This is a genomic window from Cryptocyanus atlanticus LEGE 06306 (genome assembly GCF_056633155.1).
Genome location: NZ_JBSJOZ010000003.1, coordinates 75,547 through 96,657, shown reverse-complemented (window position 1 = coordinate 96,657; position 21,111 = coordinate 75,547). Strand labels below are relative to the sequence as shown.

Sequence of the window (21,111 nt, the reverse complement as noted above, 5' to 3'; positions counted from 1 at the left end):
GAGGCTACGGCGAGGGCGAGGGCGGCTCGGCCCTCTCCCCTCGCAACACGGCCAGCACGGCGGCGCCGTAGCGCTCCAGCTTGGCGCTGCCGATGCCGCTCACCTCCGCCAGGGCCGCCAGATCCGCCGGCCGCCGGGCAGCGAGCTGCAGCAGGGTGCGGTCGTGGAAGACCACGTAGGGCGGCACCTCCTGCTGACGGGCCTGCTCCCGCCGCCAGTCCTTGAGGGCCGCCAGCAGGGCGGCATCGGCCTCCTCCTCTCCGCCATCGAGCGCCGGACCCGGCCGCCCGAGCGCGGTCCTGTCCCGTTCGGGCGGCCGCTGCCGCTCCTGGCGGGCCGGTGGCAGCGGCAGGTCCAGGCGGGTCTCGCGGCGCAGCAGCGGGCGCACCCGCTCCTGGGCGCCCAGCCGCAGGCCCCCGCGACCATCCGGCACCGGCTCGAGCAGGCCTGCGGCGGTGAGCTGCCGCAGCAGGGTGCGCCACTGGCCGCGGTCCAGCTCCTTCCCGATGCCGTACACACTCAGTTCCTGATGCCCCAGCTCCCGGATGCGGGCCGTGGTACCCCCCAGCAGCACGTCCACCACATGGGCGGCCCCGAAGCGCTGGCCCGTGCGCACCACCGCCGAGAGCGCCTTCTGGGCCGGCACGGTCACGTCCACCAGGTCCTGGGGTTCCAGGCAGCGATCACAGTTGCCGCAGGGTTCGGCCAGGGTCTCGCCCAGGTGGGCGAGCAGCACCTGGCGGCGGCAGCCCGGCGCCTCCGTGAAGCTGATCAGGGCCTCGAGCTTGCCGTGCTCGATCCGCTTCTGGGCTTCCGCGGCGTCGGAGTCGTCGATGAAGCGCCGCAGCTGGGGCACGTCCCCCGGTCCATGGACCATCCAGGCCACCGCCGGCAGGCCGTCCCGGCCGGCCCGGCCGGTTTCCTGGTAATAGGCCTCCAGGGTCTTGGGCAAATCCACGTGGGCGACGAATCGCACGTCGGGCTTGTCGATCCCCATGCCGAAGGCGATGGTGGCCACCACCACCACCCCGCTCTCGCGCCGAAACCGCTCCAGGGCATGGCGCCGCCGCTCCGGCTCCAGGCCGGCGTGGTACGCCACGGCCTGATGACCGGCCGCCTCCAAGTCGCGGCGGAAGCGGTCCACCCGGCTGCGGGAGCGGGCATAGACGATCCCCGCGTCCCCGCGGTGCTCCTCCAGAAACCGCAGCAGCTGGCTGCGGGGCTCCTCCTTGTCCCGCAGCAGATAGCGGATGTTGGGACGATCGAAACGGGCGGTGAACACCCGCCCGCTCTCCAGGGCGAGCCGCTGCACGATCTCCTGGCGGGTGCGCGGATCGGCGGTCGCGGTGAGGGCCAGGCGGGGGATGGTGGGGAATCGCTGCGCCAGCACGGCCAGCTGGAGATACTCCGGCCGGAAATCGTGGCCCCACTGCGAGACACAGTGGGCTTCATCGATGGCGAACAGGGCCAGCTCCCGTTCGGCCAGGCGATCGAGCAGATCGCCGGCCAGCAGGCGCTCCGGAGACACGTAGAGCAGGTCCAGCCCGCCCACGGCGGGCTGGACATCGCCTTCGGTCCGGGGCTCCGCGCCCAAAGCGCGCCAGATCGCCTGGCTCTCCTCCCGCTCCAGGCCGGAATGGAGCGCCGCGGCCCGGACCCCCGCCTGGCGGAGGGCCTCCACCTGGTCCTGCATCAGCGCGATCAGCGGCGAGATCACCACGGCCAGGCCTGGGCGGCACAGGGCCGGCACCTGATAACAGAGCGACTTGCCGCCGCCGGTGGGCATCAGCACCAGGCCGGACCCTCCGGCGATCACGTGCTGAACGATCGCCTCCTGGGGTCCGCGGAAGGTGGCATAGCCGAACACGGCCCGCAGCACCCGCCGTGCCTCGCTGGTCTCCGCCGTGCTCTCCAAGGCTGTGGCCTCCCGGACCGGATCTCCCACAATGGCGCCATGCACGGTTCCGTCTCCCCTGATCCTCTGGGCCCCGCGTTCCCCGCCGGGTTCAGCCCCGGCCGGAGCTTCACGGCCTGGGCCTTCCTGACTCCCGCTCTCCTGCTGCTGGCCCTGTCGGTGCTGATCCCGGGGGGGATGGCCCTGGTGATCAGCTTCAGCGAAACCGGCCTGGACGTGAGCGAACCCCTGCGCTTCGTGGGGCTGGCCAACATCCGCCGCCTGCTCGGAGATCCGATCTTTTATCAGGTGCTGGGCACCACCTTGCTGTATCTGGTGGGGGTGGTGCCGCCGATCGTGCTGGGGTCCCTCGGGCTGGCCGTTCTGGTCAACCGGAAGCTGCCCGGCATCCACCTCTTCCGCGCAGCCTTCTACACCCCTGTGCTGGTGTCGATCGTGGTGGCGGCGATCGCCTTCCGCTGGCTCTATGCCGAGAATGGACTGATCAACGGCTGGCTGGCGGCCCTGTTTGGCAGCGCCTTCACCCCGATCGGGTTCCTCACGAATCCGTTGCTGGCCCTGCCGGCGGTGATGGTGGTGACCCTGTGGAAAGGCCTCGGCTACTACATGGTGATCTTCCTGGCCGGACTGCAGGGCATCGCCCCAGAGCTCTACGAGGCCGCCGCCCTCGATGGCAGCGAGGGCTGGCGCCGCCACTGGGACATCACGCTGCCTCTGCTGCGCCCCTATCTCACCCTGGTGAGCGTGATCTCGGCGATCGCGGCCACGAAAGTGTTCGAGGAGGTCTTCCTGATGACCCAGGGCGGTCCGGCCGATTCCACTCGCACCCTGGTCTATTACGTGTACGACCAGGCGTTCTCCGAGCTGGAGATCAGCTACGCCTGCACGGTGGGCCTCGCCCTGTTCCTGATCGTGCTGCTCTTCTCACTGCTCCGGTTCCTGCTGGTGGGGGACAAGGGCTTCAGCTGAGCGACGTTCCGTCGGGCTGGCAAGCTGCTCCATTGGCCTGTGGCCCGATCGTGGCGGCACCGAGGAGGCAACCGATGAGGGGCAGCATCGGCGTGGTGGGGGGTGGCCAGCTTGCCTGGATGCTGGCGGACGCCGCCCGGCAGCAGGGGGTGGAGCTGCACGTGCAGACGCCCCAGCTCTCCGACCCGGCGGCCCGTCTGGCCACCAGCGTGGTCCGGGCCCCCCTCGAAGACCTGGCCGCCACCCGTCAGCTGGCCGAACGGGCCGAGGCGATCAGTTTCGAGAACGAGTGGCTCGACCTCGACGCCCTCGCGCCGCTGGAAGCGGAGGGGGTGGTGTTCGTGCCCCAGCTGGAGGCCCTGCGCGAGCTCGTCTCCAAGCGCAGCCAGAGGGAACTGCTGGCCCGGCTGCAGCTTCCCTCCCCCCGCTGGTTCCCACTGGAGGCCGTGCTGACACCCCCCCCGGTGGCAGTGGTCGATCCCCCCCTCCCCCCCCCCGGAGCCGGGGAGCCCGTGCCCGCGCTCCAGCTGCCACCGGCAGCGCCCCGGCTGCCGGATGGGTTCTCCTTTCCCCTGATGGCCAAGGCGGTCACCGGCGGCTACGACGGACGGGGGACCCGGCTGGTCGGCTCCCAGCTGGAGCTGGAGGCCCTGCTGGAGGAGGGGAACCCCGGGCTCTGGCTGCTGGAGGAGTTCGTGAGCTTCGAGCAGGAGCTGGCCCTGGTGGCCTGCCGGGACAGCAGCGGCACGGTGGCCTCTTTCCCCCTGGTGCGCACCCATCAGCACGCCCGGGTCTGCGACTGGGTGCTGGCCCCGGCCAGCGCCGGCCAGGCGGTGGAGGCCCGGGCCCGCAATGTGGCGGCCTCGCTGCTCACCGCCCTCGACTACGTCGGGGTGCTCTCGATCGAGTTCTTCTACGGGCCGGCGGGCCTGCAGATCAACGAGTTCGCCCCCCGCACCCACAATTCCGGTCACTACACGATCGAGGCCGCCGTCACCAGTCAGTTCGCCCAGCAGGTGCGCATCGTGCGCGGCGCCCCGCTCGGAGATACCCGCCTGCTCTGGGCGGGCGCCCTGATGGTCAATCTGCTCGGCTACGAGACCTCCACGGCCGCCTACGCCGTGCCGCTCCGTGCCCTGGAGAACCTTCCCGGTGCCCGCCTCCACTGGTACGGCAAGGCCTCGTCCACCCCCGGGCGGAAACTGGGGCACGTGTGCTTCGAGCTCCACGCCACTGACCCGGTGGAGCGGGAGCGGGAGGCCCTGGAGCGGCTCGAGCAGGTGCGGGCGATCTGGCCCCTGCCGTCCGCCATCACCCCCTAAGCTTCCAGAGGACTGCTGTGTTGGTGACTGCCTTCTACAGTTTTCTGATCTGACTCCCTCTTCGACGTGGGTGGTCTGTCGTGACGGTGACGTACACCGGCCTCGTTGCCGGAAACGGAGCTCCACTTTGACCGCTCCTCTGGTTCTTCCAGGTCGAACACTGGGGCAAGACGGCACAGCGGTTCACCCTTCTCAGCCAGGCGTCCCGGCCCCGGCCCCGCGGCCGGCCACCGCGGCGACACGCCTCCGATCCGGCTCGATTCGGCACACCCAGCTCAGCGGTGGCCCAGCAGCCGGTCCAGTTCCTGCTCCAGCCTGTCGCGCTTCCAGGTGGTCACCACGAACACCTCCTGGGCGGAACTGCCCCGGCGGGCCATCAGCTTGAATCCCCCCAGGATGGGCGTTGACACCCGCAGCCGCAGCTGGGGGGAATGCCCCTTCACCCGGCTGATCACGGCCGGGGTGACGGTGACGATCCCCTCCTGGGCGGCCAGCGCCCTGAGCAGGGCGATCAGGCCATCCAGGTAGGTGCTGTGCGTGATCACCACCCGACCCATCGCTTTGTTGCGCCCTCTCTCGACCCTAGGCGCCACTGCTAGGACAAGAGAGCAGCCGCAGTCCCCCGGTGGTTCTGACCCGAGCCTCGATCAGCGATCAACTCAGCCGTCATCTCGGCGAGCCGGTGCAGGTGATCACCGTGGGTCAACCGGTTGCCCGCCAGATCCGCGGGCTGGCCATCAGTTCCGGCCGGGTGATCGCCTACCTGCTTGACGCGGGCTCCCTCACCCTGAGCACCCGCACCCTGATCGAGTTCTCCTGCGGCGCTCGGCCCACCAGCCTGGCCTGACCCGAGGGGGGGGGATGTCTGTCCCTCAGGCCCGCTCCAGGGGGGCCATGGTGAGGCCTTCATGGGTCAGCTGCTGGTGATAGAGCTCGGCCTGTTCCTGGGGCCCGCTCCAGACCACCGCCGACCCCTCGCCGTCGATCCGGTGGGCCAGCTCCCAGGCCCGATCGGGGGTCATGGCCGGCAGGTGCCGCACCAGGCTGTCCACCACGTGCTGAAAGGTGTTCACGTCGTCATCGAGGACCACCACGTTGAAGCGCGGGTAGGGCTGGCGTTGCCGGACGGTCTCGAGCACGGTCTGCCGCGCCGGGGTGGCCGTGGCGTTCATCCGGGTTCACCGCTCGACGCTGCATCACCCTAGGTACAGTCATGGGCATCACTGCTGGGTTCACCCATGCTGATCACCTTCGCCTGGGCCTCGATGGCCGCCCTGTTCAGCTTCTCCATCGCCATGGTGGTCTGGGGCCGCAACGGCGACGGCACGATCAACTTCTAATCCCCGGCGGGGGGCCGGCACCCGGACGATCGGCGGACCCGCTCACCTCGGGCTCCCGCGTTCCGCCCACCGGCCTCCATCCCACCCGTTCCCCACTTCCCTGGCAAGCAGCCCGTTCGGATGCCGGATTTCATGCTCTCCAGCACCAGTGTGCTGGCCGTTGTTGCTTCCCTTCTGCTGCTGTTCGTGAGTGGGGGTGTGATCTACCTCTCTGCCGTCGACTGGCGGGATCGCCGGCGCCGCCACCGAGCCAGCAGCGGTCGCCGTTGAGCGTCCATCCCTCGCGTGCGCCGCATCCCCCGATTGCCATGCCCGCCCAGCTGTGACCACCCGCACCCAGCCGCGCTGGAAGGCCCGGCTCTGGCCGCCCCGGCTGGGACCGCTGCCGGTCACCAGCGCCGTGATCGCCGTGCTGCTGGTCGGTCCTGCCGCCTGGCTCCAGCGCCATCCCCGTGCCGAGGCCTCCGGACTGGAGCGGCTGGTGGGTCTGTCCACCCTGATCCAGAGTTTTGCGGCCGATCCCGGCCGTGAAGCGCCGCTGATCTGGCGCCAACGGCTGGGTCCGGAGGCCGCCCAGCGGGCCTGGACCCGGCAGCGGGGGCTGTGGTGGCAGTTCTGGGGCCGGGAGGGTGGGGCCTATCTCGCTGTCCCGGCCGTGACCCTGGGCCCACGGGGGGAGTCGGTGCTGCCTCCCGAGGCGCTGCGGCTGGACGATCTGGTGGTGGTCGCCGCCGATCCTCTCTCGCTCCAGCTGCTGCAACAGCAGTCCCGACGGACGCTGCGCACCCCCGTGGGTCTGGGGGAGCGTTGTGTGGAACGGCTGCGGCAGAGCCAGGCGGTGGCCTGGAACAAGCTGGCTCTCGCCCAGCTGGCCGGGGATCTGGCGCCGTTGCTGCAGCGCTTCCAGCAGGGCTGTCTCGTGCTCGGCAGTGACGCTGACGCCCTGCGTTGGCAGGGTGAAGCCAGTGCCAGTCCGGATCCGGTCGCGTCGAGCCCTGCCCTCAGCCCTCCGCCCCCGAGCGCGGCGACTGCGGCCCCGCTGCCCCCCACGCTTCTGCTGGAGATCGAGGGGTCCCAGCTCGACCTCCTGCTGCAGGCATTGCTGAGCAACGCCCTGATCCGCAAACCGCTCTCGGAACGGTATGGGCTGACGGCCGCCCTGCTGGAGCAGCTTCCCCGCACCCCCTTTGTTCTTCGTCTGCGTCCCCAGAGCCAGGGGCCGTTCCGCGCCTCTCTGGAGCTGCAGCTGGCGGTCGGGTCGGGGCGGGGCAGCTGGCAGGGCTGGCTCACCGTGCTGCGGGAGGCGCTGGTCAGCCAGGGGCTCGTTGATCAGCCCCTTCCCCAGCCGGCTGCCCGCACCGTCACGGTCTGGGCCCGCCAGGATGGTGCCGTGGTCGGAGGCTGGCGCTGGATCGCCGCAGGGCCGGGCCGCCGCGAGCCGGATCTGCTCTTCGTGCTGGGGGCGTCTCCCCAGGCCGTGGCGTCCGCGGCCCCCCCCTCCCCCGGCCGTTCCCCTGCCGGATCCACCGGCCTGGCCCTGCGCCTCAGGGCCAGACCCGCCGATCTGGCCGCCCTCTCGCTCCTGCCCGCTGAGCTGCCGATGGTGCTGCAACGAGCCGGCCAGCTGGAGATGGCGGCGGCGGCGCTGGCTCCCCCCCCCTCACCCCTCTCGAGGCTGTGGGGATCCTTGAGTCTGGATCCGGCCAGTGGTCGCAACGAGGCCGCCCCGGCGGCAGGATCAGAATCCGAAGGGGCCCCTTCCGGCTCCGCTCAGAGCCCTCCGGCCCCGGCCCGCTGAACGGGTGGAGGGTGGACCTGCCCGGATTCAGGCGGTTGGTGCCGCGCTCTCCCCGCTTCCCGGGCTGCCCTGGCCGACGCCGCCTGCGCTGTCCGGGTCTCCGGCCGCTGGGGCGTCCCCGCTGCTCGGGGTGGCGGCTGCGTCGCTGGCCTCCTGCTGGCGTTCGCGGCGGCGACGTTCGGCCGCCACGGTTTCCTCCATCATCACGACGGCCTGAGCCATCTTCTCCAGGTTGCTGGCGAAGAGGGCCAGGTCCTTGTCGACCCGCTCCTTGAGCAGGCCCATCGCTTCGCTGATCTCCTGGGCCGCCTGGCGCAGGGCCAGGGGATCGACGGCGTCGGCGCCTCTGGCCTGCTGCAACAGGCTGAGCAGACCAACGGCGAACAGGCGGGAGTAGTGGAAGTCAGCGCGCTGCACCTCGGCGAGCGCGCTGGACAGGGGTGCGGGAGCCCCCTCCCCCCGCTGCAGCAGCCACTGCTTGACCTCGTCAAGCTCGTGCTGGCCCACCGCCGCCATGGCGGCGTCGCGTTCGGAACGGATCTGGGCGGCGTCAAAGCCGGAGGAGGCGCAGAGGGCTTCGAACAGCAGGGCCTTCTGCCCCTCCGGCCGGTAGCCGCGGGCGAAGCTGTCGAACACCTGGGTGAGCCCGGTGGAGAAGAGGGCATCACGGCGGAAACCCGCCTGGCGGCTGAGCAGATGGAGCTCCACCAGCACCTCGTCCACCATGCGGCGGTAAAGCGGACCGATCACATGGGGGAAGGCGCGATGGAAGGCGCGCTTGCTGTCAGCGACGGTGAGACAGGCTCCCACTCTGGTCCGAACGAATGGATCGACCCTAGCGCTGCGCCTCCTCCCCGGGATCGGGCGGAGGGACCGGCGACCTCGGTAGGATCCAGCCAGTTGCCCTGCCGTTGCCGATGATCCCGATCGTGATCGAAGATTCGGGCCGAGGCGAACGCGCGTTCGACATCTATTCCCGTCTGCTGCGCGAGCGGATCATCTTCCTGGGGGAGCCGGTCACTGCGGAATCGGCCAACCGGGTGGTGGCCCAGCTTCTGTTCCTGGAAGCGGAAGACCCCGAGAAAGACATTTTTCTCTACATCAATTCACCCGGAGGCTCCGTCTATGACGGACTGGGCATCTTCGACACAATGCAGCACATCAAACCGGATGTTCAGACGGTCTGTGTCGGGCTGGCGGCCAGCATGGGCGCCTTCTTGCTCACCGCCGGCACCAGGGGCAAGCGCAGCAGTCTGCATCACTCCAGGATCATGATTCACCAGCCCCTCGGCGGGGCTCGCGGCCAGGCCAGTGACATCCGGATCCAGGCCGATGAGATCCTCTACCTCAAGGACAAACTGAACCGGGAGCTGGCCGATCGCACCGGTCAGCCGCTCGATCGGATCCAGTTGGACACCGACCGTGACTTCTTCATGTCACCGGAGGAAGCCGTGAGCTATGGATTGATCGACAAGGTGATCGAGCGCCGGCCCGTTCGGCCCCTCTGAATCACCTGGCATCGTTGGGGGGCTCCAGCAGGCTCCCTTTGCTGATCTTCAGTTCCTTCCAGAGCTTACGGATCTCTTCATAGGCCTCGCTCTGGGGCATCTTCCCGTTGCTTTGAAGACCCACGATCAGGCCAATCCGCTCGGCGAACTGCTCCAGATTCTGGTGGAAGGCAACCCTCTCAGGACTCCAGTCATCGCCGTGATAGCGACTGAAGGATTCCATCGGAGATCTGGTGCTGCTCAAGATCGCCAGGCGTCAACAGAAAGTCTAGGTGAGCCAGACAGATCAGACACCAAGGTTGGGTTAAGGGCCCCCACCCGCCGGGAGGGGGCGAGCAGGGGACCAGGAGATCGATCGGGCTGAACCGCCTCAGGCGGAGCCGGCCGGCAGCAGGGGGGAGAACCGGTCCTTGTCGGGAATCGGGGTGAAGGTGGCGACCACCGCCCGAAACTCATCGCCATCAAGGGTTTCTTTCTCAATCAGCAGCTCCACCAGCCGGTCCATGCAGGGGCGATGAAGGCCCACCATCGCGACGGTGTCGCGATAGCAGCTCTCCACGATGAGGCGGACCTGTTCGTCGATGCGCCGGGTGATCGAGTCGGAGGCGTCACTGCGCGTCATCAGGTCGCGGCCCAGAAAGACCTCCTGGTTGCCGGCCTCGAGGGAGACCGGACCGAGATCGCTCATGCCGAAGCGCGTCACCATCTGGCGGGACATGCTGGCCACCTGCTGGATGTCGCCACCGGCTCCGGTGGTCACCTCGGCGTGGCCGAAAACCACGTCCTCGGCGGCGCGACCTCCGAGGGCCCCCATGATCCGGGCCCGCAGCTGGGAGCGGCTCACCAGCATCTGTTCCTCATCCGGAGCGAACCAGGTAAGGCCCTGGGCCTGCCCACGGGGGACGAGGGTCACCTTCTGAACGGGGTCATGGTCCTTGACCAGGGTGCCCACCAGGGCATGCCCCACTTCGTGATAAGCGATCAGGCGCTTGCTGCGGCCATCGGTGAGAGGTTTGCCTTCCATTCCGGCCACCACCCGGTCCACGGCATCATCGATCTCGGCGAGGGTGGTGGCCTCCTTGCGGCGCCGGGCGGTGAGGATGGCGGCCTCATTGAGCAGGTTGGCCAGATCCGCTCCGGTGAAGCCCGGCGTGCGGCGGGCGATCGCTTCGAGCGACACGCCGTCGGCGAGCTTCTTGTTGCGGGAATGGACCTTGAGGATCGACAGGCGGCCCTTGATGTCGGGGGCGTCGACCCCCACCTGACGGTCGAAGCGGCCGGGGCGCATCAGGGCCGAATCCAGCACATCGGGTCGGTTGGTGGCGGCGATGATGATGATGCCGCTGTTGCCCTCGAAGCCGTCCATCTCGGTGAGCAGCTGGTTGAGGGTCTGCTCCCGCTCGTCATTGCCGCCGCCGATGCCGGCGCCCCGCTGGCGCCCCACGGCATCGATCTCGTCGATGAAAATCAGGCAAGGGCTGTTTTCCTTGGCCCGCTTGAACAGATCACGCACGCGGCTGGCCCCCACCCCGACGAACATCTCCACGAACTCCGAGCCGGAGAGGGAGAAGAAGGGCACTCCGGCCTCTCCTGCGATCGCCTTGGCCAGGAGGGTTTTCCCCGTGCCGGGAGGGCCCACCAGCAGCACCCCCCGGGGGATCTTGGCCCCCACCGAGGTGAAGCGTTCCGGCTGCTTCAGAAAGGTGACGACCTCCTCGAGATCCTCCTTGGCTTCCTCGACGCCGGCCACGTCATCGAATTTCACGCCGGTGTCCGCCTCCATGGCGAACCGGGCCTTCGTCTTGCCGAACTGCATCGCCTGGCCGGGACCTCCGGGCATGGAGGAGGAGCGACGGGCCAGGAAGATCAGGGAGCCGATCAGCAGCAGGGGGAACAGCAGGTTGCCCAGCAGGCCGAGGGCAGGCGGGGTGTTGCGGGGGGGATGGATATCGAAGCTGATGCCCTGGGTCTTGAGGGTGTTGATCAGCTCGGGAGCCACGCCCGGCAGATCGACCCGCAGCCGCTGGACCCGGTTGTCGAGATCCGGATCCACCGCCTCGATCACGGCACTGCGGCCTCCGTCGAAGATGTCCACGGCGGTCACACGCCCGGCCTCCACATAGTCGAGAAAGCGGCCGTAGCTCATCCGGGCCACCGCGGTGTTCCGCGACGGCGTGGTGGTGCCGGCCCGCCCTTCGGGGCTGAACTGGCTGGCGCCTCCATTGCCGAGCACCTGCCAGGCAAGGAAGAGGGCCACACCGATCGGCAGGAGCCAGAGAGCGAACAGACGCCAGCGCTGATTCATGGCTCAGGAAAATTCTTACCGACTGTAAAGCGATCCCCCCCCCAACCGGGACGGAACGGCTCAGGCGGCCGTTTCCGGGCCCAGGCAGACCTCCAGTTCCGGGGCCTCGATCAGCAGCTCGGCGCTGGCGAGGGTTTCGAGCAGCTCGGGTCCCCCCATGCCATGGGTCCAGATCTCCACCTCTGAACTGGCCGGGGCGTGGAAGCTGAGCAGTTCAAACGGAAACACCACCCGTTCGAGATAGAACTGCTCGGGCCCGCAGCAGCGGAGGATCACCATGCGGTCGCTGGAGTTGCGATAACCGCAGGAGTGCAGGGCCAAGGGAGGAAACCGTGAGCAGATGACCATCTAGCCATCAACCCCCCGGGGCCTTTGGTCACGGACGGCACCGTCCGGGCTTCTTAAGGATTTCTTGGTTGTTCCGGTGCCGTTCCATTCACAGACTCCTCAAGGCCACAATCGGATCCAGCTTCGAGGCGCGCCGGGCCGGCACCACCCCGAAGAAGAGACCGATCGAGCCCGAGAGCGCCACGGTGAACACCACGCTTCCCGTGTCGATCGCGGCGGGAAGGGGGGTGAAACGGGCCACCCCGGCCACGGCGCCCAGACCCACCGCGCTGCCGATCAGGCCCCCCAGGCTCGCCAGCACCAGCGACTCCACGAGGAACTGCAGCAGCACGTCACCGCTGCGGGCTCCGACGGCCTTGCGCAGACCGATCTCCTGGGTGCGCTCACTGACCGACACCAGCATGATGTTCATGATGCCGATCCCGCCCACCAGCAGGGAAACCCCCCCGATGGCCGCCAGCATCAGGGTGAGTCCGCCGGTGATCGTTCCCACGATCGAGAGGGCGTCCTGCTGGGAGCGCACGGCGAAGTCGTCCTCCCGCAGGATGCGGTGGCGCTGCCGCAGCAGGTTGGTGATCTGGAACTTGGCGGCGCCGGTGCTGGCCTCATCGTTGGCCTCCACACTGATGAAGGTGAGCACCACACCGAAGGTGGGGTCCCGCCCGCTCAGCTTGCTCACCATGGTGGTGAGCGGGATGTACGCCGCCTCATCCTGGTTGTTGCCGAACACGGCCCCTTTCGGGGCGGTTACCCCGATCACCTCGAAGGATTGATCACGGATCCGCAGGGTCCGTCCGATCGCCGAGCCACCGGGCAAGAGTGTGTCCCGGAGGTCAGGTCCGATCACCACCACGTTGCGGGCGCCATCAACGTCCTCCTGGCTGAAGAAGCGGCCCTGGGCGATCTCGAACCGGCGCACCGGCAGAAACGCGGGAGTGATCCCGGACACAGAGGCGTTGGAACTGCGCGGCCCCGACTGAACCACCTCGTTGAGCGTGATCTGGGGGGCCACGCGCCGCACGCTCGGGACCTGCTCGGCGATGGCTTCAGCGTCCTCGAGCACCAGGGTGCGGGGGTTCTCGATGCCCTGGCGACGGGTGTCGTTGTTGCCGGGCACCACGAAGAGCACGTTGGCGCCGAGGGTGTTGAGCTGCCCCTCGGCCAGATTCTGGGCCCCCTGCCCCACGCCCACCAGGGTGATCACCGAGGCGTTGCCGATCACGATGCCCAGCATGGTGAGCAGGCTGCGCAGCCGGTTCGCCTTCAAGGTGGTCAGGGCCATGCCCACGGTTTCCCCGAGGGGAAGCTTGGAGGCCATGGGGGAGGTCGGCGGCGCCTCCCCATCATGGCCAGGTGGCGGCGGCACCAGAGATCCGGTTCAGAGCGTTTGCTCGAGTCGCCCGGACTGGGTGTGGTTGCGGGCGCCGCGGTGCACCACCCCCTCGCGCACTTCAAGGGTGACGAATTCGCCGTGCCGCAGATCGGTGGTGGCGTTGGCCACGCCGACGATCACCGGCACTCCCAGACGCTGCGCGATCACGGCCGCGTGGCTCTGGCTGCCATCCACCTCGGCGATCACCCCCTTGGCCTTGCGGATCGCGTCGAGATAGGCGGCCGAACTGTCCCGCACCACCAGGATCTCGCCGCTCTCGAGCCGGGCGGCCTCTTCCGGGCTGGTCGCCACTCGCACCCGGCCGCTCACCGAACCGTCTCCGATGCCGAGCCCGCGGCCCAGCACGGCGGAGACGATGCCCACCTTGACCAGATCGGTGGAGCCGCTCACCCCGGCCAGGGTGCCGGCGGTCTGGACCACCAGATCCCCTTCCTTGAGCAGGCCACGCTCCTGGGCGATGCCCATCGCCAGGGTGAACGTGCTGGTGGTGGAGTCCTGGTGGCCGATCAGCAGGGGGTTCACACCCCAGACCAGTTGCAGCTGGCGGGCCACCTTCACCTCGTTGGTGATGGCCAGGATGGTGGTGGAGGGCCGGAATTTGCTCACGTTCCGGGCCGTGGCGCCGCTCTTGGTGAGCGGCAGGATCGCGGCGGCCTGCAGTTGCCGGGCGATCGTGCTCACCGCCTGGCTGATCGCGTTGGGGATCGTGGAGGCCATGTGGCTGTCCACGGCACGACGCGGGTAGTCGCGCTCGATGCGACGGGCAATGCGGGCCATGGTGGCCACGGCCTCCACCGGGTAGTCGCCCACGGCCGTCTCGTTGGAGAGCATCACCGCATCGGTGCCGTCGAGGATGGCATTGGCCACATCGCTCACTTCCGCCCGGGTCGGACGGGGGCAGCCGGCCATGCTGTCCAGCATCTGGGTGGCGGTGATGATCGGGATGCCGAGCGTGTTGGCCTTGCGGATCAGCTCCTTCTGCAGCAACGGCACCTCCTCGGCGGGCATCTCCACCCCCAGGTCACCCCGGGCCACCATCACGCCGTCGCAGAGGGGCAGGATCGCATCGATCTGATCGATCGCCTCGAATTTCTCGATCTTGGCGATCACCGGTGTGCTGTGGCCGTGGCTGGAGATCAGCTCACGGATCTCCTGCATGTCGGAGGGGTTGCGCACGAAGCTGAGGGCCACCCAGTCGACCCCCTGCTGCAGGCCGAAGGTCAGATCCGTGCGGTCCTTGTCGGTGAGGGCACGGATGGAGAGCTGCACATCCGGGAAGTTCACCCCCTTGTTGTTGGAGAGCACCCCTCCCACCACCACGGTGCAGTGCAGGGTCCGCTCCGGAATGTCGACCCGCTCGACCACCATCTCGACGCGACCGTCGTCGAGCAGGATGCGGCTGCCCGCCATCACCTCATCGGCGAGCTTGTCGTAGGTGATCGCGGCGATGCTGCGGTTGCAGCTCACCGCCCTGGAGGTGAGGGCGAAGGGATCCCCGTTGGCCAGGGTGATCGGCCCATCCTCGAAGCGGCCGAGCCGGATCTTCGGTCCCTGGAGGTCCTGGAGGATGCCGACGTGAATGCCCAGTTCATGGGCGACCTGGCGGATGGTGGCGATGCGGGCGGCGTGCTCCGAGTGGTCGCCGTGGGAAAAGTTGAGCCGGAAGGTGGTGGCGCCGGCCTGGATCAGCTCCCGCAGCCGCTGGGGCGACTCAGTGGCTGGGCCGATCGTTGCCACGATCTTGGTGCGACGCGACAGATCGGGCTGCGCCATCGGGAGAGCCGAAGGTTCAGGCGGAAACTACCATCCGGTCCTTCCCCGTCCCTGCCTCCGATGGTGCCGATCCCGATGCTCCGATGGACCTGAACCACTATCAGCGGCAGGCGCGGACCACGGCGCGTTATCCCCAGGTGGGGGCCAATCCCATCTATCCCACGCTCGGACTCTGCGGCGAGGCGGGGGAAGTGGCCGACAAGGTCAAGAAGGTGATGCGGGACCGGGGCGGCGTCTTCGATGCGGGCGTCGTCGAGGATCTGGCGCTCGAACTCGGGGATGTCCTCTGGTACGTCTCCCAGCTGGCCAGTGAACTGGGCCTGGATCTCGAGACCCTGGCCCAGGCCAACCTGGACAAGCTGGCCAGCCGGGCCGAGCGCGGGCGGATTGGCGGCAGCGGTGACCACCGCTGAGCCCCCAGGGCCCTGTTCAGAAGGCGATGCCGCCCCCCATCAGGGATCCGCTCAGGCCCCCCAGCAGGCCCTGGGCCAGGCTGAGGGCGATGAAGGCGATGATCGCGGAGAGATCCAGACCTCCCAGGGGGGGGATCAGGCCCCGGAAGACGTTGAGGTAGGGATCGGTGATCGAGCTCACGGTGCTCAGCACCGGGTTGCTCCAGTCAAGGTTGGGGAACCAGCTCAGCAGCACCCGCACCAGCAGCACCAGGCTGTAGATGCTGAGCGTCTGCGCCAGCACGGCAAGGATCTGGCTCAGGATCATCACGGCGGAAAGGCGGCAGGGTTGTTCGCCCACCGACTCTATGCAGCCTCCTGCCGCGGTGTCCTGCCCCTGGCGGGACCCGCCTCGCCGGGTTGGGCGGTCACGGCGAAGGTGCGATGGAATTTCTCGCTCAGGCTGATCCAGTACGAGCGGCCATCGCTCTGGCGGCGACGCTCGATGAAGTTCTGGGCGAGCAGCTCCTTGATGTGGTCGTAGGCGCCGGATCCGCGCAACTCCACCAGGTCCGACTGCAGGATGCGCTTCTTCAGGGCGATCGTGGCCAGGGTGCGCAGGCTTGCCGTGGAGAGATCCAGCGGCAGCAGGCTGCGCACCAGTTCCGAGAGGCTCTCGCGGAGCTGAAGGCTGTAGCCCCCGCCGTCCTGGCGGATCTCCAGAGCGGTGTCCCGGTGGGCGTAATCGGCCATCAGGGTGATCAGGGCCAGTTCCACCTCATCGCCTCCCACCGGTACGGCCAGGCCGGCGGAGGCGATCTCGGTGAGTTCAGCCAGGCGCAGGGGCCGCCCCTTGAGGTACAGGATGGCCTCCAGCCGCGCCGGCAGGGAGAGGGATCCCCCGGGAACAGTCACAGGCCCGGACACGCTCACGGGTCGGTCCATCGATGCCCGAACCGTACCGCAGCTGGCCAGACTCAGGCCAGCGCCGGGGCATGGGGGGTGGCGGGGCCGAGGAACAGGCGGTAGGCAGGATTCTCCGTCTCGTCCCAGTGGCGGTAGTTCAGGCCGTCGAGGAACCGTCTCCAGGCCTCCGCATCGGCATCGGCCACCTGCACGCCCACCACGATGCGGCCCACGTCGGCACCCTGGTTGCGGTAGTGGAAGATGCTGATGGTCCAGTTGGGGTGGAGGGCATTCACGAACGCCATCAGCGCCCCGGGCCGCTCCGGGAACTCGAACCGGTAGAGCAGCTCCCGTCCCCGTCCGTCGAGCTCCCGGCAGGCCGTCTCCGGCAACCGGCCCCCCACCATGTGCCGCAGGTGGAGTTTGGCCAGTTCGTTGCCGCTCAGATCGAGGCAGGGAAATCCCCCGGCGGACAGCTGGCTCACCAGGGCTTCGGTATCGCGGTGGCCGTGGATCTGGACCCCCAGGAAGATGTGGGCCAGGTGCTGATCCTCCATCCGATAGCTGAATTCGGTGAGGCTGCGGGAACCCAGCAGCTCGCAGAGCCGGCGCAGGCTGCCGGGCCGCTCGGGGATCTCCACCGCCAGCATCGCCTCCCGTTCCTCGCCCAGCTCGGCCCGTTCGGCCACGAACCGGAGACGGTCGAAGTTCATGTTGGCGCCGCAGGCCACCGCCACCAGGGTGCGCTGACTCAGGCCCCTGCGCTGGACATCGGCCTTCAGGCCGGCCACCGCCAGGGCACCGGCGGGCTCGAGGATCGAACGGGTGTCCTCAAACACATCCTTGATGGCGGCGCAGATCTCGTCGGTGTCGACCGTGATCATGGCGTCCACGTGGCGCCGGGCCAGGGCGAAGGTGTGCTCGCCCACCTCCCGCACGGCCACCCCATCGGCGAACAGGCCCACCTGCTCCAGGCTCACCCGGTGTCCGGCGGCCAGGGAGCGGGTCATGGCGTCGGCGTCCACCGGTTCCACGCCGATCACCTCCACCAGCGGCCAGACGCTCTTGACATAGGCGGCGATGCCGGCGATCAGCCCGCCGCCGCCCACCGCCACATAGATCCCATCCGGCGGAGGGGTGCACTGGCGGAGGATCTCCAGCCCGATCGTGCCCTGTCCGGCGATCACGTCCGGATCGTCGAAGGGGTGGATGAAGCTGAGCTGCCGCTCCTGCTCCAGCTGCCGGGCCCGCAGGTAGGCCTCGTCATAGGTGTCGCCGTGGAGCACCACCTCGGCACCCCGCGCCTCCACCGCCCGCACCTTCATCTCCGGTGTGGTGAGCGGCATCACGATCACGGCCCGGCAGCCCAGCCGGTCGGCCGCCAGGGCTACCCCCTGGGCGTGGTTGCCGGCGCTGGCGGCGATCACCCCACGCTCCAGCTCCGCCGCGCTGAGATGGGACATCCGGTTGTAGGCGCCCCGCAGTTTGAAGGAGAACACCGGCTGCAGGTCCTCGCGCTTGAGAAGCACCGAGTTGCCCAGTCGCCGAGACAGGTTGGGCGCCGGATCGAGCGGGGATTCGATCGCCACGTCGTAGACCCGGGCCCGCAGGATGCGCTGCAGAGTGTCGTCCATCGAGCCAGTCTGACAAGCGGGCCAGACCCCGCTTCGCCGCCGGGCTTCAGGAATGGTGACCGTTGTCCCCGATCGCCCGGACACAGGCCGTAGATTGACTCTCTCAGATCTGATCAGGGCATGCATCTCAGCGAGCTGAGCCATCCCAACCAGTTGCATGGCCTCAGCACCGGCGAGCTTGAAGCCATCGCCCGTCAGATCCGCGAGAAGCATCTGGAAGTGGTGTCCACCAGCGGTGGGCACCTGGGCCCCGGCCTCGGGGTGGTGGAGCTCACCCTCGCCCTCTACCAGACCCTGGATCTCGATGGCGATCGCGTCGCCTGGGACGTGGGGCACCAGGCCTATCCCCACAAGCTGATCACCGGCCGCTATCACCAGTTCCACACCCTCCGCCAGCAGGGCGGGGTGGCTGGCTACCTCAAACGCAGCGAGAGCCGCTTCGACCATTTCGGTGCCGGCCACGCCTCCACCAGCATCTCCGCCGCCCTGGGCATGGCCCTGGCCCGCGACCGCCGCGGTGACGACTTCAAGTGCGTGGCGGTGATCGGCGATGGAGCCCTCACCGGTGGCATGGCGCTGGAGGCGATCAACCATGCCGGCCATCTGCCTCGAACCCGCCTGCTGGTGGTGCTCAACGACAACGACATGTCGATCTCCCCGCCGGTGGGAGCCCTCTCCACCTACCTCAACCGGATGCGGCTCAGTCCGCCGCTGCAGTTCCTCTCCGGCAGCGCCGAGGAGGCCTTCAAGCATCTCCCCTTCATGCACGGCGAGCTGCCGCCGGAGCTGGAGCGGCTCAAGGAGAGCATGCGCCGGCTGGCCGTGCCGAAGGTGGGAGCGGTGTTCGAGGAGCTGGGCTTCACCTACATGGGTCCGATCGATGGCCACGACATTGCCGAGATGACCCGCACCTTTCAGGTGGCCCACCGCTGCGAGGGACCGGTTCTCGTTCATGTGGCCACCACCAAGGGCAAGGGCTATCCCTATGCCGAAGCCGATCAGGTGGGCTACCACGCCCAGTCCGCCTTTGATCTCAAGACCGGCAAGGCCTTCCCCTCCAGCAAGCCGAAACCCCCCAGCTACAGCAAGGTGTTTGGGCAGACCCTCGTCAAGATCTGCGAGCAGGACCCCACCGTGGTGGGGATCACGGCCGCCATGGCCACCGGCACGGGTCTCGATCTATTGGAGAAGGCCCTCCCCGCTCAGTACTTCGACGTCGGCATCGCCGAGCAGCACGCCGTCACCATGGCGGCGGGCATGGCCTGCGAAGGCCTCAACCCGGTGGTGGCGATCTACAGCACCTTCCTGCAGCGCGCCTACGACCAGATCATCCACGACGTGGGTATCCAGAAACTCCCCGTCACCTTCGTGCTCGACCGCGCCGGCATCGTCGGGGCCGACGGTCCCACCCATCAGGGTCAGTACGACATCAGCTACCTCCGGGCCGTGCCGAATTTCACGGTGATGGCCCCGAAGGACGAGGCCGAACTTCAGCGCATGCTCGTCACGGCGATCCAGCACAGGGGTCCCTGTGCCATCCGCTTTCCCCGGGGGGAAGGGGAGGGCGTGCCCCTGGCGGAGGAAGGCTGGGAGCCGCTTGAGGTTGGCCGGGGTGAACAGCTTGCCGATGGTGACGATCTGCTGATCGTGGCCTACGGCGCCATGGTGAGCCCGGCCATGGCCACGGCCGGGCTTCTGCAGGAGCAGGGTATCCGGGCCGCCGTGGTCAACGCCCGGTTCCTGCGCCCCCTTGACGAATCCCTGATTCTTCCCCTGGCGCGCCGCATCGGCCGGGTGGTCACGATGGAGGAAGGGGCCCTTCCTGGCGGATTCGGGGCGGCCGTGGTGGAAACCCTCAACGATCATGAGGTGCTGGTGCCGGTGTTCCGCCTAGGCATTCCCGACCAGCTCGTGGATCATGCCAGCCCGGATCAGAGCAAGCGGGCCCTCGGTCTCACGCCGTCCCAGATGGCGGACCGAATCCTGCAGCGCTTCGCCATGGCCCTGAAACGCCAGCCCCTGGTTGTCTGAGCAGGCCGGAAAGGGTCTGAGGAACACAGACCAAAAGCCGCCCCGCCAGGACGGGACGGCACAGGAGGGGCGCTCGGGCGCCAGGACCCTTCTGAGGCAGGTTCTGGCGAAGGCCTCCAGGGTTCAGAGAACGCCGCGGGAAGCCAGGCCCTGAATGGCACCGATGCCGAAGATGTGACCGAGGCTGGTGGTGGCCAGCAGGGACGCGTGGCTCAGTCCGCCGAAGAACTGGGCATTGGGGAGCTGGGCTCCCTCGGAGGGGTACTTGATCGTGGCCTTGCCGATGCCGATGGCGACCACATTGCACACGATCATCACCAGCGCCACCTTCGGTGACCAGGTGAGTGAGGCCGGGGCCAGAGCCAGAAGGGGAGCGATCATCTTCGATCAAAAACCGACGCCCCATCTTCCGGGGGAACGGCAGTCCCTTCACCACCGCTTAAGACTTGTTCACCCGCGAGGGGCTCCGGAGGGGCCGGCGGGGCGACGCCGGCGCGGGAGAATCCCAGAAGAACCAGCAGGTTCGCCACCGTCAGAAAGGATTCGGCTCCGCCGTGCAGGGCATCCACATCGGCGAGCTGGGCGCCGAAGCGCAGTTCCGCCACGACCGCGGCGGCGATGGTCACCGCCACGAACACCAGGGTGAAGCGGAACCCCCACAGGGCGAGGGGGGGGAAACGGCCGCTGCGGGCCGCCCAGTGGAGGAAGGCCAGGTAGGGCAGCAGCGAGAGCACGAACAACGGGCCCGGATCAATGCCCGCCAGGCTCTGCAGAGGGCTCATGGGCGAGGCTCCACAGGCAGGAGGGTCCAGGCGGCGGCTGCCAGGGCTCCGTTGCCCAGCAGGGTGCTGGCCGCCTGGAACACCACCAGACCGCGCAGCTCCGGGGCGTTGTCGAAGACATGCCACGTGCAGGCCGCCATGGCACTGACCAGGGCGGGAAGCATGGCCAGGGCAAGCCAGCGCCACTCCGTTTCCTGGCGACGCTCTCCCCAGTGGATCACCGCCACCATGGCGAGCGTCCACTCCAGGACTGAAGCGACATGGATCCACCAGGTGGGCAGTGAAAGGGCATGCATGGCGGCCCTGCACCCAGGACGGTTGGCAATGTAGGGAGGGAGCCCGGGCCGGCGCGTCGAAGACGGAAGCTGACCCGGGCCGACGCCATGAAGAAGCCCGGCCGGGTCGTCCGGCCGGGCTTGTGGGAGAGGGGCCGCCGGTAGGACCGAACGGGACCTGGAACCGATCAGCCCAGGCCGATCTGGGAGAGGATGCCCTGGCCGGTGAGGAGCTCGGTGGCCAGCCCGATCACGAAACCGAGCATGGCCAGGCGGCCATTCCAGGTCTCGGCGAAACCGACGAAACCGAAGCGGGAGTCAGAGGTGGTCATGGCGTGTAACGCGATGTTGCGCTCAATGTAACAGGTCATGAAGGCTTGGAGCTGCCTCCGTCGGTCCAATGTGCCGCATTCCCGACTG

At 68.5% G+C, this 21,111-nt stretch carries 25 protein-coding genes and 1 other RNA gene; 10 read left to right on the top strand and 16 right to left on the bottom strand.

The features are described from left to right. Nucleotides 1-4 precede the first annotated feature (4 nt). Nucleotides 5-1,915, bottom strand: coding sequence for a DNA helicase RecQ (gene recQ, locus ACWJI7_RS04730; protein ID WP_479935799.1), 1,911 nt, complete (start codon nucleotides 1,913-1,915; stop codon nucleotides 5-7). Nucleotides 1,916-1,954: 39 nt separating this feature from the next. Here recQ and ACWJI7_RS04725 point away from each other — a divergent pair, with 39 nt between their 5' ends. From ACWJI7_RS04725 to ssrS, 3 genes are all read left to right on the top strand, one after another. Then, the gene (locus ACWJI7_RS04725; protein WP_479935798.1) at nucleotides 1,955-2,884 is read left to right on the top strand and encodes a carbohydrate ABC transporter permease; all 930 of its coding nucleotides are present in this window, start codon (nucleotides 1,955-1,957) and stop codon (nucleotides 2,882-2,884) included. A 74-nt stretch (nucleotides 2,885-2,958) separates the two neighbouring features. Continuing rightward, nucleotides 2,959-4,206, top strand: a complete 1,248-nt coding sequence (locus ACWJI7_RS04720; RefSeq protein ID WP_479935797.1) for a 5-(carboxyamino)imidazole ribonucleotide synthase — start codon at nucleotides 2,959-2,961, stop codon at nucleotides 4,204-4,206. A gap of 6 nt (nucleotides 4,207-4,212) precedes the next feature. Then, nucleotides 4,213-4,395: non-coding RNA, 6S RNA (gene ssrS, locus ACWJI7_RS04715), on the top strand. An 86-nt stretch (nucleotides 4,396-4,481) separates the two neighbouring features. Here ssrS and ACWJI7_RS04710 read toward each other — a convergent pair. Next, entirely contained in the window at nucleotides 4,482-4,763 is a 282-nt protein-coding gene (locus ACWJI7_RS04710; protein ID WP_479935796.1) for a DUF2103 domain-containing protein, read from the bottom strand. Between the two features lie 68 nt (nucleotides 4,764-4,831). Between ACWJI7_RS04710 and ACWJI7_RS04705 the strand changes: the two genes are divergently transcribed. Then, nucleotides 4,832-5,053 carry a hypothetical protein gene (locus ACWJI7_RS04705; RefSeq protein WP_479935795.1) on the top strand — a complete coding sequence of 74 codons (222 nt, stop codon included), beginning with the start codon at nucleotides 4,832-4,834 and terminating at the stop codon, nucleotides 5,051-5,053. 25 nt (nucleotides 5,054-5,078) lie between these two features. Here ACWJI7_RS04705 and clpS read toward each other — a convergent pair whose 3' ends face one another. Continuing rightward, nucleotides 5,079-5,378, bottom strand: a complete 300-nt coding sequence (clpS, locus tag ACWJI7_RS04700) for an ATP-dependent Clp protease adapter ClpS (RefSeq protein WP_479935794.1) — start codon at nucleotides 5,376-5,378, stop codon at nucleotides 5,079-5,081. 66 nt (nucleotides 5,379-5,444) lie between these two features. On the opposite strand from clpS, the gene petN reads away from it, so the two are divergent. The 3 genes from petN (at nucleotide 5,445) to ACWJI7_RS04685 (ending at nucleotide 7,344) form a co-directional block, all read left to right on the top strand. Next, on the top strand, nucleotides 5,445-5,546 hold the full coding sequence (gene petN / locus ACWJI7_RS04695; protein ID WP_479935793.1) for a cytochrome b6-f complex subunit PetN: 102 nt from the start codon (nucleotides 5,445-5,447) through the stop codon (nucleotides 5,544-5,546). A 132-nt stretch (nucleotides 5,547-5,678) separates the two neighbouring features. Continuing rightward, nucleotides 5,679-5,816, top strand: a complete 138-nt coding sequence (locus ACWJI7_RS04690; protein ID WP_479935792.1) for a hypothetical protein — start codon at nucleotides 5,679-5,681, stop codon at nucleotides 5,814-5,816. A gap of 52 nt (nucleotides 5,817-5,868) precedes the next feature. Next, the gene (locus ACWJI7_RS04685; protein ID WP_479935791.1) at nucleotides 5,869-7,344 is read left to right on the top strand and encodes a hypothetical protein; all 1,476 of its coding nucleotides are present in this window, start codon (nucleotides 5,869-5,871) and stop codon (nucleotides 7,342-7,344) included. A 27-nt stretch (nucleotides 7,345-7,371) separates the two neighbouring features. Here the strand turns inward: ACWJI7_RS04685 and psb29 are convergent, their stop codons facing one another. After that, on the bottom strand, nucleotides 7,372-8,154 hold the full coding sequence (gene psb29, locus ACWJI7_RS04680) for a photosystem II biogenesis protein Psp29 (RefSeq protein ID WP_479935790.1): 783 nt from the start codon (nucleotides 8,152-8,154) through the stop codon (nucleotides 7,372-7,374). Nucleotides 8,155-8,261: 107 nt separating this feature from the next. Here psb29 and clpP point away from each other — a divergent pair, with 107 nt between their 5' ends. Next, nucleotides 8,262-8,852, top strand: coding sequence for an ATP-dependent Clp endopeptidase proteolytic subunit ClpP (gene clpP, locus ACWJI7_RS04675; RefSeq protein ID WP_479935789.1), 591 nt, complete (start codon nucleotides 8,262-8,264; stop codon nucleotides 8,850-8,852). Nucleotide 8,853: 1 nt separating this feature from the next. Here clpP and ACWJI7_RS04670 read toward each other — a convergent pair whose 3' ends face one another. The 5 genes from ACWJI7_RS04670 to pyk form a co-directional block, all read right to left on the bottom strand. Further along, nucleotides 8,854-9,075 carry a DUF7219 family protein gene (locus ACWJI7_RS04670; protein WP_479935788.1) on the bottom strand — a complete coding sequence of 74 codons (222 nt, stop codon included), beginning with the start codon at nucleotides 9,073-9,075 and terminating at the stop codon, nucleotides 8,854-8,856. A 147-nt stretch (nucleotides 9,076-9,222) separates the two neighbouring features. Beyond that, nucleotides 9,223-11,157, bottom strand: coding sequence for an ATP-dependent zinc metalloprotease FtsH (ftsH, locus tag ACWJI7_RS04665; RefSeq protein ID WP_479935787.1), 1,935 nt, complete (start codon nucleotides 11,155-11,157; stop codon nucleotides 9,223-9,225). Between the two features lie 60 nt (nucleotides 11,158-11,217). Beyond that, nucleotides 11,218-11,478: a DUF1830 domain-containing protein gene (locus ACWJI7_RS04660; protein WP_479935786.1), complete on the bottom strand. Its 261-nt coding sequence runs from the start codon at nucleotides 11,476-11,478 to the stop codon at nucleotides 11,218-11,220. Nucleotides 11,479-11,593: 115 nt separating this feature from the next. Next, the gene (locus ACWJI7_RS04655; protein ID WP_479935785.1) at nucleotides 11,594-12,823 is read right to left on the bottom strand and encodes an ABC transporter permease; all 1,230 of its coding nucleotides are present in this window, start codon (nucleotides 12,821-12,823) and stop codon (nucleotides 11,594-11,596) included. A gap of 60 nt (nucleotides 12,824-12,883) precedes the next feature. Beyond that, entirely contained in the window at nucleotides 12,884-14,671 is a 1,788-nt protein-coding gene (gene pyk, locus ACWJI7_RS04650) for a pyruvate kinase (protein ID WP_479935784.1), read from the bottom strand. 83 nt (nucleotides 14,672-14,754) lie between these two features. Between pyk and ACWJI7_RS04645 the strand changes: the two genes are divergently transcribed. After that, a complete protein-coding gene (locus ACWJI7_RS04645; RefSeq protein ID WP_479935783.1) occupies nucleotides 14,755-15,084 on the top strand; it encodes a nucleoside triphosphate pyrophosphohydrolase family protein in 330 nt (109 codons plus the stop codon). 16 nt (nucleotides 15,085-15,100) lie between these two features. Here the strand turns inward: ACWJI7_RS04645 and ACWJI7_RS04640 are convergent, their stop codons facing one another. From ACWJI7_RS04640 to ilvA, 3 genes are read right to left on the bottom strand one after another with little or no spacing between them, the layout of a single operon-like run. Continuing rightward, nucleotides 15,101-15,391 carry a YggT family protein gene (locus ACWJI7_RS04640; RefSeq protein ID WP_479936007.1) on the bottom strand — a complete coding sequence of 97 codons (291 nt, stop codon included), beginning with the start codon at nucleotides 15,389-15,391 and terminating at the stop codon, nucleotides 15,101-15,103. 38 nt (nucleotides 15,392-15,429) lie between these two features. Then, nucleotides 15,430-16,008: an SMC-Scp complex subunit ScpB gene (gene scpB / locus ACWJI7_RS04635; protein WP_479935782.1), complete on the bottom strand. Its 579-nt coding sequence runs from the start codon at nucleotides 16,006-16,008 to the stop codon at nucleotides 15,430-15,432. A 32-nt stretch (nucleotides 16,009-16,040) separates the two neighbouring features. Then, complete coding sequence (gene ilvA / locus ACWJI7_RS04630) at nucleotides 16,041-17,603, bottom strand: threonine ammonia-lyase, biosynthetic (RefSeq protein ID WP_479935781.1); 1,563 nt, start codon at nucleotides 17,601-17,603, stop codon at nucleotides 16,041-16,043. Nucleotides 17,604-17,723: 120 nt separating this feature from the next. On the opposite strand from ilvA, the gene dxs reads away from it, so the two are divergent. Beyond that, a complete protein-coding gene (gene dxs, locus ACWJI7_RS04625) occupies nucleotides 17,724-19,634 on the top strand; it encodes a 1-deoxy-D-xylulose-5-phosphate synthase (RefSeq protein ID WP_479935780.1) in 1,911 nt (636 codons plus the stop codon). A gap of 123 nt (nucleotides 19,635-19,757) precedes the next feature. On the opposite strand, the gene psaK is transcribed toward dxs, so the two are convergent. The 4 genes from psaK to ACWJI7_RS04605 all read right to left on the bottom strand — a co-directional run bounded on the left by psaK (nucleotide 19,758) and on the right by ACWJI7_RS04605 (nucleotide 21,023). After that, entirely contained in the window at nucleotides 19,758-20,015 is a 258-nt protein-coding gene (gene psaK / locus ACWJI7_RS04620) for a photosystem I reaction center subunit PsaK (protein ID WP_479935779.1), read from the bottom strand. Beyond that, the gene (locus tag ACWJI7_RS04615; RefSeq protein WP_479935778.1) at nucleotides 20,012-20,416 is read right to left on the bottom strand and encodes a DUF3593 domain-containing protein; all 405 of its coding nucleotides are present in this window, start codon (nucleotides 20,414-20,416) and stop codon (nucleotides 20,012-20,014) included. The genes psaK and ACWJI7_RS04615 overlap by 4 nt, the downstream gene beginning before the upstream one ends. Beyond that, nucleotides 20,413-20,712, bottom strand: coding sequence for a DUF2499 domain-containing protein (locus tag ACWJI7_RS04610; RefSeq protein ID WP_479935777.1), 300 nt, complete (start codon nucleotides 20,710-20,712; stop codon nucleotides 20,413-20,415). Before ACWJI7_RS04610 ends, ACWJI7_RS04615 begins: the two co-directional genes overlap by 4 nt. A gap of 167 nt (nucleotides 20,713-20,879) precedes the next feature. Next, nucleotides 20,880-21,023 (bottom strand): high light inducible protein, encoded by a 144-nt coding sequence (locus ACWJI7_RS04605; protein ID WP_479936006.1) that lies wholly within the window; start codon nucleotides 21,021-21,023, stop codon nucleotides 20,880-20,882. Nucleotides 21,024-21,111 lie beyond the last annotated feature (88 nt).

What these genes read in the sequence shown, in the direction of transcription:
- clpP (WP_479935789.1), top strand. Translation starts at nt 8,262, where the DNA reads ATGATCCCGATCGTGATCGAAGATTCGGGCCGAGGCGAACGCGCGTTC.
- pyk (WP_479935784.1), bottom strand. Translation starts at nt 14,671, where the DNA reads ATGGCGCAGCCCGATCTGTCGCGTCGCACCAAGATCGTGGCAACGATC.
- dxs (WP_479935780.1), top strand. Translation starts at nt 17,724, where the DNA reads ATGCATCTCAGCGAGCTGAGCCATCCCAACCAGTTGCATGGCCTCAGC.
- ACWJI7_RS04645 (WP_479935783.1), top strand. Translation starts at nt 14,755, where the DNA reads ATGGACCTGAACCACTATCAGCGGCAGGCGCGGACCACGGCGCGTTAT.
- ACWJI7_RS04605 (WP_479936006.1), bottom strand. Translation starts at nt 21,023, where the DNA reads ATGACCACCTCTGACTCCCGCTTCGGTTTCGTCGGTTTCGCCGAGACC.
- ACWJI7_RS04640 (WP_479936007.1), bottom strand. Translation starts at nt 15,391, where the DNA reads ATGATCCTGAGCCAGATCCTTGCCGTGCTGGCGCAGACGCTCAGCATC.
- clpS (WP_479935794.1), bottom strand. Translation starts at nt 5,378, where the DNA reads ATGAACGCCACGGCCACCCCGGCGCGGCAGACCGTGCTCGAGACCGTC.
- psaK (WP_479935779.1), bottom strand. Translation starts at nt 20,015, where the DNA reads ATGATCGCTCCCCTTCTGGCTCTGGCCCCGGCCTCACTCACCTGGTCA.
- ftsH (WP_479935787.1), bottom strand. Translation starts at nt 11,157, where the DNA reads ATGAATCAGCGCTGGCGTCTGTTCGCTCTCTGGCTCCTGCCGATCGGT.
- petN (WP_479935793.1), top strand. Translation starts at nt 5,445, where the DNA reads ATGCTGATCACCTTCGCCTGGGCCTCGATGGCCGCCCTGTTCAGCTTC.
- ACWJI7_RS04720 (WP_479935797.1), top strand. Translation starts at nt 2,959, where the DNA reads ATGAGGGGCAGCATCGGCGTGGTGGGGGGTGGCCAGCTTGCCTGGATG.
- ACWJI7_RS04725 (WP_479935798.1), top strand. Translation starts at nt 1,955, where the DNA reads ATGCACGGTTCCGTCTCCCCTGATCCTCTGGGCCCCGCGTTCCCCGCC.
- ACWJI7_RS04615 (WP_479935778.1), bottom strand. Translation starts at nt 20,416, where the DNA reads ATGAGCCCTCTGCAGAGCCTGGCGGGCATTGATCCGGGCCCGTTGTTC.
- scpB (WP_479935782.1), bottom strand. Translation starts at nt 16,008, where the DNA reads ATGGACCGACCCGTGAGCGTGTCCGGGCCTGTGACTGTTCCCGGGGGA.
- ACWJI7_RS04670 (WP_479935788.1), bottom strand. Translation starts at nt 9,075, where the DNA reads ATGGAATCCTTCAGTCGCTATCACGGCGATGACTGGAGTCCTGAGAGG.
- ACWJI7_RS04655 (WP_479935785.1), bottom strand. Translation starts at nt 12,823, where the DNA reads ATGGCCTCCAAGCTTCCCCTCGGGGAAACCGTGGGCATGGCCCTGACC.
- ACWJI7_RS04610 (WP_479935777.1), bottom strand. Translation starts at nt 20,712, where the DNA reads ATGCATGCCCTTTCACTGCCCACCTGGTGGATCCATGTCGCTTCAGTC.
- ACWJI7_RS04690 (WP_479935792.1), top strand. Translation starts at nt 5,679, where the DNA reads ATGCTCTCCAGCACCAGTGTGCTGGCCGTTGTTGCTTCCCTTCTGCTG.
- ACWJI7_RS04710 (WP_479935796.1), bottom strand. Translation starts at nt 4,763, where the DNA reads ATGGGTCGGGTGGTGATCACGCACAGCACCTACCTGGATGGCCTGATC.
- ilvA (WP_479935781.1), bottom strand. Translation starts at nt 17,603, where the DNA reads ATGGACGACACTCTGCAGCGCATCCTGCGGGCCCGGGTCTACGACGTG.